The sequence below is a fragment of the Caballeronia sp. AZ10_KS36 genome, from assembly GCF_023631105.1.
Lineage (GTDB): Bacteria > Pseudomonadota > Gammaproteobacteria > Burkholderiales > Burkholderiaceae > Caballeronia.
In genome coordinates this window covers 248,024-268,572 of the sequence record NZ_JALQDQ010000040.1, presented here as the reverse complement: position 1 = coordinate 268,572, position 20,549 = coordinate 248,024, and the positions used below count along the sequence as shown (strand labels likewise).

The 20,549-nt window shown below is 63.1% G+C and carries 18 protein-coding genes; 11 read left to right on the top strand and 7 right to left on the bottom strand.

Going from position 1 to position 20,549, the window contains the following annotated elements:
• Positions 1-27: 27 nt before the first annotated feature.
• The 6 genes from NCR35_RS26685 to glcD form a co-directional block, all read right to left on the bottom strand.
• Positions 28-510, bottom strand: coding sequence for a ProQ/FinO family protein (locus tag NCR35_RS26685; protein ID WP_250536920.1), 483 nt, complete (start codon positions 508-510; stop codon positions 28-30).
• 371 nt (positions 511-881) lie between these two features.
• Positions 882-1,283: a heme-binding protein gene (locus NCR35_RS26680; protein ID WP_250536919.1), complete on the bottom strand. Its 402-nt coding sequence runs from the start codon at positions 1,281-1,283 to the stop codon at positions 882-884.
• A 159-nt stretch (positions 1,284-1,442) separates the two neighbouring features.
• Positions 1,443-2,768, bottom strand: coding sequence for an MFS transporter (locus tag NCR35_RS26675; protein WP_250536918.1), 1,326 nt, complete (start codon positions 2,766-2,768; stop codon positions 1,443-1,445).
• Between the two features lie 44 nt (positions 2,769-2,812).
• Positions 2,813-4,030: a glycolate oxidase subunit GlcF gene (glcF, locus tag NCR35_RS26670; protein ID WP_250536917.1), complete on the bottom strand. Its 1,218-nt coding sequence runs from the start codon at positions 4,028-4,030 to the stop codon at positions 2,813-2,815.
• Between the two features lie 26 nt (positions 4,031-4,056).
• A complete protein-coding gene (glcE, locus tag NCR35_RS26665; protein ID WP_250536916.1) occupies positions 4,057-5,130 on the bottom strand; it encodes a glycolate oxidase subunit GlcE in 1,074 nt (357 codons plus the stop codon).
• A complete protein-coding gene (gene glcD / locus NCR35_RS26660) occupies positions 5,130-6,629 on the bottom strand; it encodes a glycolate oxidase subunit GlcD (RefSeq protein WP_250536915.1) in 1,500 nt (499 codons plus the stop codon). Before glcD ends, glcE begins: the two co-directional genes overlap by 1 nt.
• Positions 6,630-6,869: 240 nt before the next feature.
• Between glcD and glcC the strand changes: the two genes are divergently transcribed.
• Entirely contained in the window at positions 6,870-7,625 is a 756-nt protein-coding gene (gene glcC, locus NCR35_RS26655; protein WP_250536914.1) for a transcriptional regulator GlcC, read from the top strand.
• A 35-nt stretch (positions 7,626-7,660) separates the two neighbouring features.
• On the opposite strand, the gene NCR35_RS26650 is transcribed toward glcC, so the two are convergent.
• Positions 7,661-8,365 (bottom strand): TetR/AcrR family transcriptional regulator, encoded by a 705-nt coding sequence (locus NCR35_RS26650; protein WP_250536913.1) that lies wholly within the window; start codon positions 8,363-8,365, stop codon positions 7,661-7,663.
• Positions 8,366-8,742: 377 nt separating this feature from the next.
• Between NCR35_RS26650 and NCR35_RS26645 the strand changes: the two genes are divergently transcribed.
• The 10 genes from NCR35_RS26645 (at position 8,743) to NCR35_RS26600 (ending at position 20,544) form a co-directional block, all read left to right on the top strand.
• Positions 8,743-10,023: a Zn-dependent hydrolase gene (locus NCR35_RS26645; RefSeq protein WP_250536912.1), complete on the top strand. Its 1,281-nt coding sequence runs from the start codon at positions 8,743-8,745 to the stop codon at positions 10,021-10,023.
• A gap of 87 nt (positions 10,024-10,110) precedes the next feature.
• Complete coding sequence (locus NCR35_RS26640) at positions 10,111-11,445, top strand: NAD(P)-dependent oxidoreductase (protein WP_250536911.1); 1,335 nt, start codon at positions 10,111-10,113, stop codon at positions 11,443-11,445.
• 20 nt (positions 11,446-11,465) lie between these two features.
• Positions 11,466-12,752, top strand: coding sequence for an NAD-dependent dihydropyrimidine dehydrogenase subunit PreA (preA, locus tag NCR35_RS26635; RefSeq protein ID WP_250536910.1), 1,287 nt, complete (start codon positions 11,466-11,468; stop codon positions 12,750-12,752).
• 87 nt (positions 12,753-12,839) lie between these two features.
• Positions 12,840-14,327: an NCS1 family nucleobase:cation symporter-1 gene (locus NCR35_RS26630; protein WP_250536909.1), complete on the top strand. Its 1,488-nt coding sequence runs from the start codon at positions 12,840-12,842 to the stop codon at positions 14,325-14,327.
• 20 nt (positions 14,328-14,347) lie between these two features.
• A complete protein-coding gene (hydA, locus tag NCR35_RS26625; RefSeq protein WP_250536908.1) occupies positions 14,348-15,811 on the top strand; it encodes a dihydropyrimidinase in 1,464 nt (487 codons plus the stop codon).
• 1,242 nt (positions 15,812-17,053) lie between these two features.
• Entirely contained in the window at positions 17,054-17,716 is a 663-nt protein-coding gene (locus NCR35_RS26620) for a hypothetical protein (protein WP_250536907.1), read from the top strand.
• The gene (locus tag NCR35_RS26615) at positions 17,716-18,024 is read left to right on the top strand and encodes a hypothetical protein (protein WP_250536906.1); all 309 of its coding nucleotides are present in this window, start codon (positions 17,716-17,718) and stop codon (positions 18,022-18,024) included. The genes NCR35_RS26620 and NCR35_RS26615 overlap by 1 nt, the downstream gene beginning before the upstream one ends.
• Positions 18,025-18,367: 343 nt before the next feature.
• Entirely contained in the window at positions 18,368-19,195 is an 828-nt protein-coding gene (locus NCR35_RS26610; RefSeq protein WP_502801727.1) for a transporter substrate-binding domain-containing protein, read from the top strand.
• A gap of 10 nt (positions 19,196-19,205) precedes the next feature.
• Positions 19,206-19,853, top strand: coding sequence for an amino acid ABC transporter permease (locus NCR35_RS26605; RefSeq protein ID WP_250536905.1), 648 nt, complete (start codon positions 19,206-19,208; stop codon positions 19,851-19,853).
• A 28-nt stretch (positions 19,854-19,881) separates the two neighbouring features.
• Positions 19,882-20,544 carry an amino acid ABC transporter permease gene (locus NCR35_RS26600; protein WP_250536904.1) on the top strand — a complete coding sequence of 221 codons (663 nt, stop codon included), beginning with the start codon at positions 19,882-19,884 and terminating at the stop codon, positions 20,542-20,544.
• Positions 20,545-20,549: the final 5 nt, after the last annotated feature.

Here is a 20,549-nt window from a genome sequence, read left to right as displayed (position 1 = left end):
GAATGCATGGAATCCGCGAAGCCGGCCTCACGCGCCCGGCGTTTCGGAACTCGGAGCCGGCGGGGTGGGGCGTGCCGATCTTCTCGCCTGCAACTGGCGCGCGCGACCCGCGTCTGCGGAAGATACTTGCCCAGTCGGCTGACCCGTCAGGTCCACTCTCGGCGCACCTTCGACAAGGCTGCTCCAGTACCGGTTCCCACGGCACCAGACTTTGATTGCGTCCTTCAGCTCTTGTTCGGAGAGAGAAAGGTCCGCTCTTTCAGCGAGAAGATCCTTGAGGATGCCTACCTTTAGCGGCACCTTGGGCGCGGGGTTCTTCGGAAAGGCGTTCGGAAAACGCTTCTGCAGCTTCCCGATGGTGTGCACGACGTCGTCGACCGGCGCACCGGCGGTCTTGCGTGGCGCACGGTCCTCGCGCGTAGCCTGCTTCTTGGGCGGCTTCTGCGTGCGGGTACTTTTTGCCTGTTGCGCGAGCTGCTGTTTCAAAGCGGCGAGTTGTTCAAAGCCCATGTGCGTATACCTGAGATATAAGGGCCGATTCTAACAGTCGCTGGAGACACCTGCGTTTTCGTTGCCGCGCACGGTTTTCTCCGCCCGGCAATTGTCGTTGTAATTTCTTCGATCGTTGCAGCGCTCAATTCGCCGCCGATTCTTCAATTCAATGGCGCGCGGGCCGAGTTCTCGGCACCCAACTAAGCGCCTTCGCCTGGCTGACCGCAGCCAGTGCTTCAGGTATGACGATTGCAACTATAGGTTGTCTCCTCCGCGTCCTTCCCCTCTCTCTCGGACGTGGATCTCGGCCCGCCCGTCCCCCCGCGCGGGCCTTTTTTCGTCGCGATCTTGGCCGAATGGAACGATAGAGCGCTTTTGCACCCGACAATCTACGCGAGCGCGGCGGCACCGGCTTTCGCGACGCACGAGTCTTCGGCCGGCTTCATCCCGGAAACGCCGATTGCGCCGACGACATGACCTTGCGATAACAGGGGAACGCCGCCCTCCAAAGCTGTCACGATAGGGGCGGTCGTGAAGGCGGTGCGTCCGCCGTTGACCATGTTTTCGTACGCCTTGGATTCACGGCGGCCCAAGGCTGCAGTACGCGCCTTGCCTATCGAAATCTCGGCGCCAATCGGTGCGCAACCGTCGAGACGCAACAGGCCGAGCAAGTGTCCGCCGTCGTCGACCACTGCGATGGCGACAGGCCAGTTTTGCTTGTCTGCCTCGGCCCGCGCAGCGGAGAGAACGGTGGTCACGTCGTCGATGGACATCACGGGTTTCGTCTGCATTTAATTATCTCGTCGTGGAAAGGTTCGATACCGCTTCGTCGAGCATACCTCTTACCCGGCGGCATGTTGAGTCGGGGTTCATGGAAACAGACGGGCGCAGCGTCGTGAACGAGAGGCGCCGAACTCATGCGCGGCGCCGCATCGTACGTTGGTCAACGCTTACCCTGCGACTCGCCGCGAAGCGGTTATCGCGCGACCTGTTCCCAGAAGGGCGAGCACGGCGCCGAAGATAAGCGCACCCGATACGCAGTAGATGCCGGCGTTCGTGCTATGCGTGATGTCCTTCAGCCAGCCGATGATCGACGCGCTCGCAAAGCCGGCCAGATTGCCGATGGAGTTGATCATGCCGATGGCTGCCGCTGCCGATCCGCCCGCGAGAATGGCGCTGGGATAGGTCCAGAACACCGGCATGGTCGCGAGCATGCCGGCGGTACCGACCGTGAGCGCGAGCATCGCGACGGGAATGTTGCCCGTCATCTGCGTGCTGACGAAGAGCCCGATTTCCGCAAGCGCCGCAGGAATGGCGAAGTGCCAGCGGCGCTCGCCCGTGCGGTCCGAGCTGCGCGCGACGAAGAACATGCTCGCCACGGCGCACGCGTAGGGAACGGCCGTCAGCATGCCGACTTCGAGCGCGCTTTCCACGCCCGTCGCCTTGACGAGAGTCGGCAAGTAAAAGCTGATGCCATAGAGTCCCATCATGCAGCAGAAGTAGATCAAAGCCATCTTCCAGATGCGCAGGTCGGCGAGGACGCCGGCGAGCGAGCCGTGGGTCTTGCCTGCATCGTCGCGCTGAATGTTCGCTTCCAGCACGCGCTTTTCGTCTTCGGTCAGCCACTTCGCCGCGCGGATGTTGTTCGGCAGGCAGGCCAGCGTGACGATGCCGAGCACCGCGGACGGGATCGCTTCGAGCAAGAAGAACCACTGCCAGTTCGACCAGCCGCCTACGCCCCCGAACGTCGCCATGATCCAGCCCGAGAGCGGTCCGCCCACGACGCCGGCCACCGGAATGCCCATCATGAACATGGCGTTCATGCGCGAGCGCCGCGCGGCCGGGAACCAGTACGTCAGATACAGCACGATGCCGGGAAAGAAGCCGGCTTCGGCCACGCCCAGCAAGAAGCGCATGACATAGAACATGGTCGGCGTCTTCACGAAAAGCGACACCGCGGAGATGATGGCCCATGTGATCATGATTCGCGCGATCCAGACCCGGGCGCCCACGCGATGCATGATGATATTGCTTGGCACTTCGAACAAAAAGTAGCCGATGAAAAATATGCCTGCGCCTAAGCCGTACACGGTTTCGCTGAACGCGAGGTCGCTCAGCATCTGCAGCTTGGCGAAACCGACGTTCACGCGATCCAGATAGGCCGCGACGTAGCATAAAAAGAGGAAGGGCAAGAGCCGCCATGCGGCTTTCGAATACGCGCGCGCTTCGGTGGCGAGCGCATGCGCATCCTTGTCGGGTCGGGTGGTCGTTACCATTGTCTCCAGTCTCTCTGTCAGTGTTCAATACTGTGATTCGCGGCTCATGAAATGGCTTCGTCGACGATCTCGATCCAGTGACGAACCGTCGTGCGGCCCGCGCCGCCGAGGTGTGTCTGACAGCCGATGTTCGCCGTCGCGATAACGTCGGGCTTGCCGCTTTCGAGGGCGTCGAGCTTGTTGTCGCGAAGCTGGCGCGACAGTTCCGGCTGCGTGAAGGCATACGTCCCCGCGGAGCCGCAGCACAGATGCGCATCGGGGACGCTCGTGAGCGCGAAGCCGAGCCGCGCCAGCACGCCTTCAACCGAGCCGCCGAGCTTCTGCGCGTGCTGCAGCGTGCACGGGCAATGGAACGCGACGCGCTTCTCGGGCTTGACAGACAGGCGTTCGAGCGGCAACGCGGCAAGCACTTCGCTGATATCGCGCGCAAGCTCGCTCACGCGACGCGCCTTGTCCGCATAGGCAGCGTCGTCGCGCAGAAGATGACCGTATTCCTTGATGAACGCGCCGCAACCGCTTGCCGTCTGAATGATGGCGTCGGCGCCTGCCTCGATCTTCGGCCACCACGCGTCTATGTTGCGCCGGGCGCGGTCGAGCCCTGCGGCCTGCGCGTCGAGGTGATAGTCGACGGCGCCGCAGCACCCGGCTTCCGACACCGCTTCGATGCTTATGCCCAAGCGATCGAGCACGCGCGCGGTCGCCGCATTCGTGTTCGGCGAGAGCGACTGCTGCGCGCAGCCTTCAAGTATCAGCATGCGCCGCGCATGACGCAACGGCGGGCGCACGCCCGCACTCTCGACGGCACGCGGAATCTTGTCGCCGATCGCCGCAGGCAATGCGCCGCGCATCAGCCGACCTGCCTTCAGCAATGCACCGAAGGCGCGCGGGCGCGGAATCACATGTCTGAGACCCGCGCGCATCACGCGTTGCGCGATGGGACGCTCGACGCGCCCGTCGAGCACGTCGCGGCCGATATCCAGCAACGCGTGATACTTGACGCCCGATGGGCACGTCGTTTCGCAGTTGCGGCAGCTGAGGCAGCGGTCCAGGTGCAGTTGCGTCTTGTCGCTGATCGGCTCGCCTTCGAGCATCTGCTTGATGAGATAGATGCGTCCGCGCGGGCCGTCGAGTTCGTTGCCGAGCAGTTGATACGTCGGGCAGGTCGCGTTGCAGAAGCCGCAGTGCACACACGTGCGGAGAATGTCTTCGGCTTCTTTCGCGCGCGGCAGCGTGAGCGCCTGATTGCTGAGATTAGTTTGCATGTCTTGAATGTCGGCTGCGCCGGGTTTCAATAGTCCGCGTACATACGGCCCGGATTGAAGATGCCGTGCGGGTCGAGTCGCGTTTTGAGTTGACGGTGCAGGCGCATCAGTTGCGCGGGAAGGGGATGGAAAGGCTCGGCATCGCGATGCGGCGTGAAGCAGGTTGCATGGCCGCCGGCTGCGCTGGCGATGGCGCGGATCCCGGACGCGCTCGCATCGCTCTTCAGCCAGCGTTGCGCGCCTGCCCAGTCGAGCAGCACCGCGCCGGGAAGATCGATGAGCGGCGTCGCATTCGGCAAGGAGACACGCCAGAGCGGACGCGGATCGTCGAAGAAGGCGAGCCGCTGATCGCGCAGATCGTCCCAGAAGCGCGCATCGAGCGGCTCTCCTCCGATGCGGTCGACCGCGGCCCGCACCGATCCCGTGCCGCCTTCGAGCCGCACATGCAGCGCGCCATCGACGAAGCACGCGCCGGACAGAGGCAGCGCCGCGCGCCGCCACGCACTCAGTTCCTGCATGGCCTCGCTCGCGCTCATCGCGATGGCGAGACTGGCGCAGGCACGCGGCTTCGGCAGCACCTTGAGCGAGACCTCCGTTAGGACGCCCAAACAACCGAAGCTGCCGCTCATGAGGCGCGAAACATCGAAGCCCGCGACGTTCTTCATCACCTGGCCGCCGAAGCGCAGATGCTTGCCCTCGCCCGTCACCACGCGGCAGCCGAGCACGAAGTCGCGCACGGAACCCGACCACGGGCGGCGCGGTCCGGCAAGGCCGGCAGCGACCGCGCCGCCGACGGTCGCCTCGCCGCCGTACATGGGCGGCTCGCACGGGAGCATCTGGCTGGCGTCGTCGAGCACGGCGTTGAGCTCGGCGAGCGGCGTGCCCGCGCGGGCGGTGATGACGAGTTCGCTCGGATCGTAGCTGACGATGCCGCGATGCGAGCGCGTGTCGAGCGTTCGCGCACCGCTCTCGACAGCGCGCGCGAGGCATGCCTTGCTTGACGCACCGCGGATGGAGACCGGCTCTTTACGCGCGATCGCGTGCCGCACTTCGTCGACGAGACGCGCGCTGTCGTCGATGGACATGGAATCGCGGCGCATCAGAATCGCTCCAGTTCGGGGAAGGGCAGTGCCCCGTGATGCACGTGCATCGCGCCGAATTCGGCGCAGCGATGCAGCGTCGGCACGTTCTTGCCGGGGTTGAGCAAACCGGCCGGATCGAAGGCCGCCTTGACTGCGTGAAAGAAGGTCAATTCGTCCGCGTTGAACTGCGCGCACATCTGGTTGATCTTCTCGCGTCCGACGCCGTGCTCGCCGGTGATGCTGCCGCCCACTTCCACGCACAGTTCCAGAATGCGCGCGCCGATGGTTTCGGCGCGCTCCGTCTCGCCGGGCGCGTTCGCATCGAAAAGAATCAGCGGATGCATGTTGCCGTCGCCCGCATGGAAAACGTTCGCCACGCGCAGGCCATATTCCTGCGACAGCGCCGCAATGCCGCGCAGCACGCGCGACAGTTCCCGGCGCGGAATGGTGCCGTCCATGCAGTAGTAGTCGGGGGAAATGCGGCCCACGGCGGGGAACGCGTTCTTGCGGCCCGCCCAGAAGCGCTGACGCTCCGCTTCGTTCGCCGCGAGCCGGATGTCGGTGGCGCCCGCCGCGCGCAGCAGCGCCTCGACGCGTTCGCAGTCTTCGTGCACGTCGGACTCCACGCCATCCACCTCGCAGAGCAGAAGCGCCTCGGCGTCCACCGGGTAGCCCGCGTGGATGAAGTCCTCGGCCGCGCGGATCGCGAGGTTGTCCATCATCTCCAGACCGCCCGGAATCACGCCTGCCGCGATGATCTGCGCAACCGCGTCGCCCGCGCGTTCGACATCGTCGAAGCTCGCGAGCAGCACCTTCGCGCTCTGCGGCTTGGTCAGCAGCTTGACCGTCACCTCGACCACGACGCCCAGCATGCCCTCCGAACCCGTGATGAGCGCGAGCATGTCGAAGCCCGGCGAATCGAGTGCCTCGGAGCCGAGCGTCACGCGTTCGCCGTCGATCGTCACGATCTCCACCTCGAGGACGTTGTGAACCGTGAGTCCGTACTTGAGGCAATGCACGCCGCCGGCATTTTCCGCGACGTTGCCGCCGATCGAGCACGCGATCTGCGAAGAAGGGTCGGGCGCGTAATACAGTCCGTGAGGCGCCGCCGCCTGCGATATCGCGAGATTGCGCACGCCCGGCTGCACGCGCGCGATGCCGGCTTCGGCGTCGATTTCGAGAATTCGGTTGAAGCGCGCCATCACGAGCAGGATGCCTTTTTCCAGCGGCAATGCGCCGCCGGAAAGACCGGTGCCCGCACCGCGCGCGACCACCGGTATCTGTTTCGCCGATGCATAAGCGAGCAGCGCCTGCACTTCTTCGACCGTTGCGGGAAGCGCGACGAGCATGGGCGTCGTGCGGTACGCGGAAAGGCCGTCGCACTCGAAGGGGCGCAAGTCTTCCCTGTCGTGCAGAAGCTGGAGTCCGGGCAGCAGGGCTTGCAGATCGCGCACGATCGCAGCCTTGTCGTGATTCGCGAGCGGCCCGTCGATCTTTTCGTCGTAGGCGTAAGTCATGCGGTGTCTCCGAGCAGAGGGCGTTCGTTGCGACGCCCGTCGTCTTCAATTTTTTCTAAGATTCTTGCGGTCCGAAGCCGGGTTGTCGACAGATTCCGCACTGGTATGACCAGTTTTTTTGAGCGTGCTATTGCTTGATCCACGTCGTGCAGCATGCCAGAACGAGCGACGCATTGTGCCGCTCGGTGCCCGTGTTAGCATTGCAGCTGGTCATACCAGTGCCGGAGCTGCGAAAACGCCATGGAATCGGACAAGCGCAATCTTGCGGATGTCGTCGTCGAGCGCATCGAACGCCTGATCGTCGACGGCGTGCTCAAGGAGGGCCAGGCCCTGCCGTCGGAACGCCGTCTCACCGAAAAGCTCGGCGTTTCGCGCACAGCCCTTCGCGAAGGACTCAGAATCTTGCGTGCGCGCGGCTTGATCGAAACCGCGCAAGGCAAGGGCTCAGTCGTGGCGAAGCTGACGGCCGAGCCTGCGCAGACGCCGATGATGCATCTGCTCGGCTCGCAGCCGCGTACGCTCTACGATCTTCTCGAAGTGCGCGAGATGCTGGAGGCGGAGTCGGCGCGGCTCGCGGCATCGCGCGGGACGCCCGCCGACCATATCCTCATCAAGCGCCGTTACGAAGAGATGGTGGCCGCGCAGTCGCAGGAGACGGACGCCTCGACGCACGCGCGGCTGGACCACGCGTTTCACCTCGCAATCTGCGAGGCGTCGCACAATCCGGTGCTCGTTCATACATTAGGGATGCTTACGGATCTCATGCTGAGTTCCGTCTTCGCCTCGGTGAACAACCTCTATCATCGAGAGCCGCATAAACGCGTGATCGACCGGCAACACGCGCGGTTGTACAACGCGGTGGTGGGCCAGTTGCCCGAGCAGGCACGTCGCGCCGCAAGCCAGCATATCCGCAGCGTGCGCGAGAGCTTCATGGAAATCGAACAGGAGGAGCAGCGGCTGGTGCGGGCGACGTTGCGGCTGAAGGGCTGGTCGTGACTTGCGACGACAGCGTACGTCCTTAAGATGGAGGCTTACAGAATGGCCGCGTCGACGGCCCGCGGCGACACTGCCCCACACGCGCGAATGACGAGCCGCACGACTTCTTCGGTCTGTTCATCGAAGGCTTTTTGCGTCAGCGCCCGCTTGCCTTTCAGCGCGCGAATCTGCGCATCGAAGTCGGCGTAATGCTGCGTGATCGCCCAGATCATGAACATGAACGTGTCCGCCTCGACCGGCGCGAGCAGGCCGCGCGCAATCCAGCTTTCGATGACCGTCACACGCGTATCGAGCCACGGCTTCACACGCTCGCTGAGGATGTCCTGCATGTGGTGCGCGCCGTGAATGATTTCGCTCGCCCACACCTTCGAGCCGAGCGGCCGTCTTCTCGACAACTCCATTTTCGCGCGCACATAACCGCCGATCGCTTCCACCGGGTCGTCGCTGCACTCGAAGGTATCCGCCGCGCGATGCCAGTCCTCGAATATGTCTTCCAGCACGCGGCGATAGAGCGCGAGCTTCGTCGGAAAGTAGTAATGCAGATTGGCCTTCGGCAATCCGGCGCGCTCGGCGATCATCGCCGTGCTCGCGCCTTCTAATCCTTTCTCGGCGAAGACCGCCTCCGCACACGCAAGCAGATGCACCTCGTTGCTTTCGCGAATCTGCGCGCGGCGTCGCCGCAAGGGTGGCGCCGCCTCTTCGTTTCCGGTGATGCCGTTCGTGGCTTCGTCGTGTCTCATCGTCGCACTCTGGTGCCGTCTGTGCCGCATCGTGCCTGAATCGCGCCGTTCGTGCACGCCGCGCTGCATCGCGTCGAAAGCATGGGGAAACCCCGTATGCATCGATGCTGCGACGCAATGGCATGGTTATCGCTTTTACGCCTCCGTGTTTGCCCGCACACAAAATACGTTGATTTGCTTATTTTAATCGGCTAAAACCTGTCCAACCGGACAGGATTCGAAGAGCGCGGCGGTGATCGGCGACGCCCGCTCTTTGCGTGATCCATCGTAGAACGAAGAGTCGTGCACCGCGCGGGTGCGATCACGCACTGCAAGCGCTCGACGCGCACGAACCGAGGTCACTCACATACGAAGTTCCATCGCAAGGAGCGAGGCGCATGAACGTCCTAACGGAGGCAATTACGGAGTCCGGTCTCGACACGTCCATCCGCGTCAACGGCGCGCGGTTGTGGGAAAGCCTGATGACGATGGCCAAGATCGGCGCGACGCCGAAGGGCGGGGTCTGCCGCCTCGCGCTCACCGATCTCGATCGCGAGGGCCGCGATCTCATCGTCAGTTGGGCGAAGGCGGAGGGCTGCACGGTGCACGTCGATCAGATGGGCAACGTGTTCATGCGACGGGCGGGCCGCAATCTGGATGCATTGCCGGTCGTGACCGGCTCGCATGCCGACTCTCAGCCTACGGGCGGTCGTTTCGACGGCATCTACGGCGTGCTCGGCGGGCTCGAAGTGATCCGCACGCTGAACGATCGCGGCATCGAGACCGAGCATCCGATCGAAGTGGTCATCTGGACCAACGAAGAGGGCTCGCGTTTCGCGCCCGCGATGGTCGCATCCGGCGTGTTCGCGGGCGTTTTCCCGCTGGATTACGGGCTTTCGCGCAAGGACGTCGACGGCAAGACCATCGGCGAGGAACTCGCGCGTATCGGCTATGCGGGCGATGTTCCGTGCGGCGGCCGCAAGCTGCATGCGGCGTTCGAACTGCATATCGAACAAGGGCCGATCCTCGAAGCCGAAGACAAGACGATCGGCGTCGTCACCGATGCGCAAGGCCAGCGCTGGTATGAAATCACCCTGACGGGACAGGAAGCGCACGCCGGCCCCACGCCGATGCCGCGCCGCAAGGACGCGCTGCTCGGCGCCTCGCGCGTGGTCGATCTCGTCAACCGCATCGGTCTCGACCATGCGCCGCTCGCGTGCGCGACGGTCGGCATGATGCAGGTGCATCCGAACTCGCGCAACGTGATTCCCGGCCGCGTGTTCTTCACCGTCGATTTCCGTCATCCCGACGATGCCGTGCTCGCGCGCATGGATGCCGCCTTGCGCGAAGGCGTCGCGCGCATCGCGGGCGAGATCGGCTTGCAAACCGAGCTCGAACAGATCTTCTACTACGAACCAGTCAAGTTCGATGCGGCCTGCGTGGCATCGGTGCGCGCGGCAGCGCAACGCTTCGGCTACTCGCACTGGGACATGGTCTCGGGCGCGGGCCATGATGCGTGCTATCTCGCGCAGGTCGCGCCCACATCGATGGTGTTCGTGCCGTGCGTCGACGGCATCAGTCATAACGAAATAGAAGACGCTACGCAGGAGTGGATCGAAGCGGGCGCGAACGTGCTGCTGCACGCGATGCTCGAACGCGCATCCGAACCGGCTCCCTGAGCCGCGCCTTTTTCTCGTTGATTACTTCCGGCCGTCCGCTCGCCCTGCGGACGGAAGGCACCGTCACGCCTTCGACAAGGAACGCGCATGACCATGAAGACCATCGGCGATATCGCGAGCCATCGTCAGACGCACGAACGTCTCGCGTGCGAATTCTCGGACGTCGCGCCGCTGCTCGACGCGACCGCTGCGGCCGCCGCCGCGAGCCGCTGTCACTACTGCTATGACGCGCCATGCGTGCAAGCGTGTCCGACGCGCATCGACATACCCGGCTTTATCCGCAAGATCGGCAACGGCAATCTGAAGGGCGCGGCGTCCGACATTCTCTCGGCCAATCCGCTCGGCGGCATGTGCGCGCGCGTGTGCCCGACCGAGATTCTCTGCGAAGGCAGTTGCGTGCGCAATCATCCGGGCGACGAGCCCGTGCAGATCGGCGCATTGCAACGTCACGCGACCGACTGGGCGATGTCGAAAGACGTTGCGTTGTTCAGCCGCGCGCCGGAAACCGGAAGGCGCATTGCGATTGTCGGCGCGGGACCGGCGGGGCTCGCGTGCGCCTATCGACTGGCGCTCGCGGGACATCGCGCCGTGATTATGGATGCGCGCAACAAGCCGGGCGGTCTCAACGAGTACGGCATCGCCGCCTACAAGACGGTCGACGACTACGCGCAGCGCGAGATCGAGTGGCTTTATTCGATAGGCGGCATCGAGATCCGCACCGGTCAGGCGCTCGGACGCGACTTCACGCTCGACGAGTTGCGCAAGCAATACGACGCGGTGTTTATCGCGTTGGGGCTCGCAGGCGTGCGCGAATTGGCGCTCGAAGGCGAGTCGCTGAACGGCGTGATGAACGCGGTCGATTTCATCGAACAGGTGCGTCAGGCCGATGACCTCGCGAGCGTGCCGGTCGGCCGTCGAGTGGTCGTGATCGGCGGCGGCAATACGGCCGTCGATGCGTGTGTGCAAAGCCGCAAGCTCGGCGCGACGACTGTGACGATGGCTTACCGGCGCGGCGTCGAGAATATGAGCGCGACATGGGCCGAGCGCGAGTTCGCGCAAAGCAATGGCGTACACATCGTCACGCATGCGCAGCCCGTGCGTCTGATCGGCGAGAACGGTCAGGTAACAGGCGTCGAATTCCAGCGCGACGCCGAGCGCTTGGTGATCGAAGCCGACATGGTCCTGAAGGCGATCGGTCAGACGCTCGTGCCTGTGGGCATCGGGCGCGAACTGCTGACGCTCGACGGCGGGCGCATCGTGACCGACGAGAATCGGCAGACGACGCTCGCCAAAGTTTGGGCCGGCGGCGATTGCGCCACCCACGAAGGGCTCGATCTCACCGTGCAGGCCGTGCAGGACGGCAAGCTCGCGGCCGCGTCGATCGACGCGTCGTTCGAGCTGACTGCAATCAAAGCCGCCTGATTCGAAGAGGAGACACGAACATGGCCGATCTTCGCTGCAACATCGCCGGCATCTCGTCGCCGAATCCCTTCTGGCTCGCTTCTGCGCCGCCTACCGACAAGGCCTACAACGTCAACCGCGCGTTCGAGGCGGGCTGGGGCGGCGTCGTGTGGAAGACGCTCGGGCTCGATCCGCATGTGGTGAACGTGAGCTCGCGCTACGGCGCCGTGCAATGGAACGGGCAACGCATGGCGGGGCTGAACAACATAGAGTTGATCACCGATCGGCCGCTCGACGTGAATCTTCGCGAGATCGCGCAAGTGAAACGCGACTGGCCCGATCGCGCATTGATCGTTTCACTGATGGTTCCGTGCAACGAGAAAGACTGGAAGTGGATTCTGACGCAAGTGGAGGACACGGGCGCGGATGCAGTCGAACTCAACTTCGGCTGCCCGCACGGCATGAGCGAACGCGGAATGGGCGCTGCCGTGGGGCAGGTTCCCGAGTACGTGGAGATGGTGACGCGCTGGGTCAAGGAAGGCACCAGGCTGCCGTGCCTCGTCAAGCTGACGCCCAATATCAGCGACATTCGCATGGGCTCGCGCGCCGCGTTCAAGGGCGGGGCGGACGGCGTGTCGCTCATCAACACGATCAACTCGATCGTCGCCGTCGACCTCGACCAGATGGCGCCGATGCCGACCGTCGACGGCAAAGGCACGCACGGCGGCTATTGCGGACCGGCCGTGAAGCCGATCGCGCTCAACATGGTCGCGGAGATCGCGCGCGATCCCGAGACTCCCGATCTGCCGATCTCGGGCATCGGCGGCATTTCGTCGTGGCGCGATGCGGCCGAGTTCATGGTGCTCGGCGCAGGCAGCGTGCAGGTGTGCACGGCGGCGATGCATTATGGCTTTCGCATCGTCACCGATCTGGCCGATGGCCTTTCGAACTGGATGGACGAGAAGGGCTACGCGAGCCTCGACGACATTCGCGGCCGCGCCGTGCAGAACGTCACCGACTGGAAGTACCTGAATCTGAAGTACGACATCAAGGCGCGCATCGATCAGGACAAGTGCATCAAGTGCGGACTGTGCCATATCGCGTGCGAGGACACGTCGCATCAGGCAATCCTGAAGGAGAAGGACGGCAAGCGTCATTTCGAAGTGGTGGATGCGCAATGCGTCGGCTGCAACCTGTGCATGCACGTGTGTCCCGTCGAGCAGTGCATCACGATGGAACGCGTCGATGCCGGTGAATACGCGAACTGGACCACGCACCCGAACAATCCGGCTCGCGAGAACGTCGAGGAGCCCGCGAAAGCGGCCTGAACCACACGCAGCGCTCGTCATTGACCCCGCCGCGCACATCGCGCGAAGATGCGATGGCGCGGCGAACACTTAAGCGGAGTGCATCCGATGAATCAGACAGCGCGTAACGTCGAAGCGAGCAGCCTTTACAACGACGATCTTGCGCCGACCGGCCCGGCGCAACGGACGTGGAAGTGGTATCACTTCGCGGCGTTGTGGGTCGGCATGGTGATGAACATCGCGTCGTACATGCTGGCTGCGGGACTCACCGATCAGGGCATGTCGCCGTGGCAGGCGGTGATGACCGTGCTGCTCGGCAACGTGATCGTGCTGGTGCCGATGCTTCTGATCGGCCATGCCGGCGCGAAGCACGGCATTCCCTACGCGGTGCTCGTGCGTTCGTCTTTCGGCACGCAGGGCGCGAAGCTGCCGGCGCTCTTGCGCGCGATCGTCGCGTGCGGCTGGTACGGCATTCAGACTTGGCTGGGCGGCAGCGCGATCTATACGCTGCTGAACATCCTCACGGGCAATGCGCTGCACGGCGCGGCGTTGCCGCTCACCGACATCTCCGTCGGGCAGCTCGGCTGCTTTCTGTTCTTCTGGGCGCTGCAACTCTACTTCATCTGGCATGGCACCGATTCGATTCGCTGGCTGGAAAGCTGGTCAGCGCCGATCAAGGTGGTGATGTGCGTGGCGCTCGTATGGTGGGCGACCTCGAAGGCGGGCGGCATCGGTTCGATGCTCTCGGCACCGTCCCAGTTCGTCGCCGGCGGCAAGAAGGAGGGCATGTTCTGGGCGACGTTCTGGCCCGGCCTCACCGCCATGGTCGGCTTCTGGGCGACGCTCGCGCTCAACATTCCCGACTTCACGCGCTTCGCACGCACGCAGCGCGATCAGATGGTCGGACAGTCGATCGGCCTGCCGCTGCCGATGGCGCTGCTCTCCGTCATCTCCGTGGTCGTGACGTCCGCGACGGTGGTGATCTACGGCAAGGCGATCTGGGACCCGATCGATCTCACGAGCCGCATGACGGGCATCGGCGTGGGCGTCGCGCTCGTCATTCTCACGCTCGATACCATGTGCTGCAATCTCGCGGCCAACCTTGTCGGACCCGCGTATGACTTTTCGAGCCTGTGGCCGAAGGGCATTTCGTATCGCGCGGGCGGCATGATCACGGCGACCATCGCCATCGTCATGATGCCGTGGAAGATTCTCGCCACCACGCAGGGCTATATCTTCACGTGGCTCGTCGGCTACTCGGCGTTGCTCGGGCCGGTCGCGGGCATCATGATGGTCGATTACTTCTTCATTCGCGGCACGCGGCTCGATCATCGCGAGTTGTTCGAGGAAGAGGGCGAGTACTCGTATCACGGCGGCTGGAACATCGCCGCAGTCGTCGCGCTACTCGTCGGCGTGTTGCCGAATCTGCCCGGGTTCCTGCATACCGCATTCCCCGCTTCCTTTCCCAACGTGCCCGCGTTCTTCAACACGGTCTACACGTATGCGTGGTTCGTCGGCCTCGTGCTGGCCGCGCTCGTGTATGGATCGTGGATGAAACTGCGCGGCAGCCCGCGTGCCGACATGCTGAGCGCTTGAACATCAACGGAGGACGACACATGCCTATTCTCATTCGCGGCGGCACCGTCATCGACGCGGACCGCACTTATCGCGCCGATGTGCTGTGCGCCTATCCGCAAGCGGGAGGCACGATACTCGCCATCGGCCAGGACCTCGATGTTCCCGCCGACACGCAGATCGTCGATGCAGGCGGCCAGTACGTCATGCCCGGCGGCATCGATCCGCATACGCACATGGAACTGCCGTTCATGGGCACGACCGCCAGCGACGACTTCTACAGCGGCACTGCGGCGGGATTGTCGGGCGGCACGACGAGCATCATCGACTTCGTGATTCCGAGCCCGAAGCAGCCGCTCATGGACGCGTTCAGGGAATGGCGCGGCTGGGCGGAGAAGGCATCGGCGGATTACGGCTTTCATGTGGCCGTGACATGGTGGGATGAGTCCGTGCATCGCGACATGGGCCTGCTCGTACACGAACACGGCGTGTCGAGCTTCAAGCACTTCATGGCCTACAAGAACGCGATCATGGCCGACGACGAAGTGCTGGTGAACAGCTTCACGCGCTCGCTCGAACTGGGCGCGTTGCCGACCGTGCATGCGGAAAACGGCGAGCTCGTGTTCCAGTTGCAGAAGCAGTTGCTTGCCAAGGGCTTCACGGGACCGGAAGCGCATCCGCTCTCGCGTCCGCCCGAAGTGGAGGGCGAGGCGGCCAATCGCGCGATCCGCATTGCACAGGTGCTGGGCGTGCCGCTTTACATCGTGCATGTGTCGGCGAAAGATGCGGTCGGTGTCATCGCGAAGGCGCGCAACGACGGCCTGCGCGTATTCGGCGAAGTGCTGCCGGGCCATCTCGTGATCGATGAATCCGTGTACCGCGATCCCGACTGGACGCGCGCTGCTGCGCACGTGATGAGCCCGCCGTTCCGCACGAGCGAGCATCGCGAGGCGTTGTGGCGCGGGCTGCAATCGGGCCAGTTGCATACCACGGCGACGGATCACTGCGTCTTCTGCGCGTCGCAGAAGGCGATGGGACGCGAAGACTTCACGAAAATCCCGAACGGTTGCGGCGGCGTGGAAGATCGCATGGCCGTGCTGTGGCATCACGGCGTGAATATGGGGCGTCTCACGCCGAACGAGTTCGTGCGCGTGACATCGACGAATGCGGCGCAGATTTTCAATCTGTATCCGCGCAAGGGCGCGGTTCAGGTTGGCGCCGATGCGGACCTGGTGGTCTGGGATCCGCAGGCTTCCCGCACGATATCGGTGAAGACGCATCATCAGCAAGTGGACTTCAATGTCTTCGAGGGCATGACGGTGCAGGGCGTGGCGACGCATACGCTCACGCGCGGCGCGCTCGCATGGACCGATGGCGATCTGCGCGCGGTGCGCGGCGCGGGGCAATATCTGAAGCGTCCGCCTAACGCATCGTATTTCGAAGCCGCGCGCGTGGCGAACAAGTTGAGGGAACCGCGTCCTGTGGAGCGAGCGGGGTCGGCGTGAATCGGGTCGATCGGGAAGCCCGGCGGTCTTGTTGCGCGGGGCTTTGTCGCGGGGTCGCGCAGTGCATGTCGTACATGGGCCGGCCGCGCCGCGTCGTCGTCTGTCGCCAGTCCGGTTCGCCCGGGTGATGCGAAACACGCTCGCGCGATCGTTCTAGAACGCGCCTCGCTTGCCGTGCTGCTCGATCGATTCAGGCGTGGCTTTGAAGTAGCTGAAAGTGACTCGCTCGCTGTGAAGTGCAGCGACATTGAGCGGCTGATATAACACTGCCAATGATGTCGAGCGCACGAAGCGCCAAGGCAATCAACTTGCCAACGAGTCAACACCCGACGTCTCGACTTGGCAGAACGCGACATTCGAACTTAGGACCTCCACATAATGTCACGGCCGAAGTACAAATGTCCGATGTCTGGCTCATTAAAACTGTCCGATTGAGATATGCGAGCCATCGCAACGCAGCGTTGAAGCAAGGCATCTGAACGGGCAGGGCGATGAAGCACGGCGCGTTACCGGTTGCGGGCCGCTGACTCGCTCTTGATCGACTGCACGCGGCGCTTCTGCTGCTGCAGCGCCAACGGGGTCGCCTTGATGTCCTGCTGGGTGGATTCACGCTGTTTCTTCAGACGGCGCCCTGATCGACTTCTGTAAGCCGAACGTACTGCCGACAGCCGAGCACGCGCTGGCCGGCGCTCGGTTCCATGCGTTCGTCCGGACCCCGGCCAAACCCGTTGCGCTTGCCGACACGATCGAGTCAAAGAGAGGCAACTAACTGTCTTCCGCCTTCACATGCCCGACTCAGGGGCTTCCTTGTCGTTTGCTGGCAACATCTCGGACTTTACGTATTCCCTAGTCAGAGCTAACAGCCCAGCATCGAAACACGCTCTATGTGCCATTGAGTATGGCTTCTAAAGAGGGTGCAGGAAAGCTCATGGACAGCGGTCGCGCTTTCGATTCGGCGCAGCAAACGCAATGGATGGTCCTACATTGATTAGCATAACGGAATACTGGGTAAGCGGGCACACGAGCGAAGCATGCGGAAAAATCTAGACGGTGGGAATAGGTATGGCTTGTCGGTTATCAATCGGATTCGTTGACGTCGCCCTGTATTCACGCAACGAATCGAGAAAATTCGGCGACTTCCAGGCCCGCCGAGCGATCGAATCAGCTCAGACACTTCACCTGTCGGTAGACGGGTCGGACAGCCTGCGCAGGTTCCTGGGCAGACATACGAGCGACGGATACTTGTCGCCAGACACCCATCCCTCGGAAGTCTTGCGTCGACTGAAGCAAGGGGTTGCAAGTGGCAACATTGTGGCCATATCTTCTCCGCGCCAGTCGCGACAGGCAAGCGGGATAGGTCCAGCAGAGCAATCACCGCGCCCTTACTATGCGACCGTGACGCCATCGCAACTTCATCGCAGAGCCGCGCCGGAGAGCTTAAACCGTTCGCTCGGCCGTGTTGCCCAGCGGTGGGAGAAACTGCCAGCCGAAGATGGACTTGCGATTTTCCGATCAAAGCCTGGCGATGTGTTGCCTGACGGCCGCATCGCCACTCCGTTGACAGAGGGCGGCTCCATGTTCGCTGGCATTATGATGACGGTGGCAGCGACTGCCACCGCTGATTCCGAATCGAACGGTCATAGCGCGCTGGCGAGGAGCTTTGGAGACGAAAGTCCGCTCGGCGACGCATCGCCGTTTGAGTATTCGGATGACTCATCGTTGAGTGATATATCCGACGTGGCAGCCCGAGGTGTCAGTGAGTTCGATGAAGCGGAGTGTTACTCGACTTACGAGTATGAGCTAGATCAATGCGATGCGGTTAGAGCCATGACGCAGAACTTGCGCGCGTTGGCCGTTTGCAAGGAGCATGCGTTTCTGAACTATCAACGCTGTAGAGGATTCTGATGTCCAAATTGCCCCGCGCCACGATCGTGTTTTATAACGAAACCACTCGTCAACTCCAGTTATGCACCGTGCCACTTGCTGAAGTCCGAAGTGCGATTGACCGACAGACATCGCGTGGTTTTGCGATGAACCTGCCGCTTGGTGCTGATGACGATGATGCCTCGCCCATTACTAACGAAGTCTTGCAGCAAATAGGCGGCATGGCTGTATTGAACCAAGGAATGGCCCATCCTGAATTGCGATCACGATTCCAGTTCGATACGCCGGGACCGATGGTAGATTGGGACGCGGCAGATAACAGGACATAGCCAAGGTCGTGCATGAGCGAATCCAGAGAGGCGTGACCCACGAGCGGCTTGTAGTCAAATGTTCAGACAATAAGTCCGAGCGACGCTAATTGATATTATGTCAATCAAAGTCAATGCACGACTGAACCTCTGGATCTAAGCGACAATCGTAATCCACGCCGCACTGGTGCAAAGGGTCGCCACGTCGGCGCATCATGCACATCGATGACTCACCATCTTGCCCGTCGATAGCCAATGCCTTTGCATTACATCGATAAACAATATTTTTCCGAGTTAATCGGCGAGATAACTTATGCCTCGTGGCGCTGCAGGACGGCGCGAAACCATCTCACAGGGCATATCGATGAACGCGATCAAACACTGGAAACGCTATCTCCTCGCAGTCATGTTCGCCGCGGGCAGCGTGTCCGCGCATGCGGACGACCTGCTTTCGCGTGTCAAGAAACAGGGCGAACTTGCCGTCGGCACCGAGATGCAGTTCGCGCCGTTCGACTTCATCGAGAACGGTCAACAGGCGGGCTTCAACAAGGACCTGTTCGCCGCGGTCGGCAAGATCATCGGCGTGAAGGTGCGCTTCATCGATCTGCCGTGGGACAGCGTGTTACCCGGGCTGGACGCGGGCAAGTTCGACATGGTCGCGGGCCCGCTCACCGTCACAAAGGCGCGCATGGAGCGCTACGCCTTCACTTCGCCTATCGCCGATGCCACCGATGCCCTTCTCAAGCGCGCGAACGACGCCAGTATCACGAAGAGCGCGGACATCGCGGGCAAGACCGTCGGCGCGCAGAAGAGCAGCGCACAGAACGCACAACTCAAGACCTATGCAGAGACGCTCAAGCCGGGCGTCACCGTGCGCGAGTACGTCGATAACAATCAGGCCTATGCGGACCTCGCTTCCGGTCGCCTGAACGCGGTCGCCAACTCGCTGACGAACATCGCATACGTCGCGAAGCAACGCCCGAATGTTTTCGCCGTCGTGCAGCCGCCGTTCGGCTCGGCGGTGTACTTCGCCTATTGCATGCGCAAGGACGCCGACAGTCAGTCGCTCAACGCCGCATTCAACGATGCCCTCGCGACGCTCGGCAAAAACGGCGAGCTCGCGAGCCTGCAGAAGAAATGGTTCGGCGTGGCCGTGGATCTGCCCGCCGTGATGCCCACGCCCGCGTACTGAAGCGCGCGATATGTTCAGCATCGAGGCCTTCACCGCAGCCCTTCCGCTGCTGCAGCACGCGGCGCTGACGACGCTGGGGGTATCGGCGGCGGGCCTGGTCATCGGCTTCGTCATTGCGCTGGCCGTGTGTGCGGCGAATCTCTCCGCGAAGCACGGGCTGCATGTCGCCGCGGTCGTGTACGTGCGCGTGTTTCGCGGCGTGCCCCTCCTCGTGCAACTGCTGCTCGTGTACTACCTGCTGCCGTTCATCGGCATCAACGCGCCGCCGTTGATCGCGGCCATCAGCGCGGTGTCGTTATGCGCGGCGGCGTATATCGCGGAGATTCTGCGGGGCGGCTTCGCCAGTCTGCCGCCCGGTCAGAACGAAGCGGCCGTCATGCTCGGCCTGTCGCCGTTCGACCGGCTCGTGCGCATCCAGATTCCGCAGGTCGTGCGCTCGACGCTGCCCTCGCTCGTCAACGAAATGGTGCTGCTCATCAAGGCGTCGTCGCTGATTTCGGTGGTGGGTGTCGCGGAGGTCACGCGCACGGCGCAGAACGTCGCCGCCAGCACCTATCAGCCGATGGAAGCATATGCCGCCGCCGGCCTGATCTATTTCTGCATCTGCGGCGGGCTGGCATGGGTCGCGCATTCCGCCGAACGGCGTCTCGCAGCCTGACCGCCACATCGACGACAGGATTCGTTCCGTGCCTCACTTCGACCTCTCCGCCATCACGCATAACCTGTCGCAGATCGGCGCGGGCTTCGCGACCACGCTGTGGATGTGGCTCGTCAGCGTGCTGCTGGGTGCGATGCTCGGCTTCGTCGTGGCGCTCACGCAGCAACTCGGCGGGCGCTTCGTGCGAGCGTTGCTGCGCGTGTATGTCGAGCTGTTTCGCGGCACGCCGTTTCTCGTGCAGCTGTTTTTGCTCTACTACGGCGGCCCGTCATTCGGACTGACGCTCACGCCTGCGATGGCCGGCGTCCTCGCTCTCACCGTGTATGGCGGCGCATACTTCGCCGAAGTGTTTCGCGGCGGTTTCGCGTCGGTGCCGAAGGGGCATCTCGAAGCGGCGGCGTGTCTCGGCCTCACGCGCATGCAGGCGGTCTGGCGCATTCAGTTGCCGCAGATGCTGGCGCTGATTCTTCCCGCGCTTTCGAATATGACCATCGTGCTGAGCAAGGAAACGGCCGTGCTGTCGGTCGTGACCGTGCCCGAGCTGACGTTCGTGCTCACGGGTATCGGCTCCGCGACGTTCGCCTATGTTCAAACGCTGCTCGTGCTGTGCGCCTGCTATCTGCTGCTCGTCGAGCTGGCGACCGCGGCGGGTAACTGGGCCGAAAAGCGCATGACGCGCTTTCTCGCCTGAAGGTA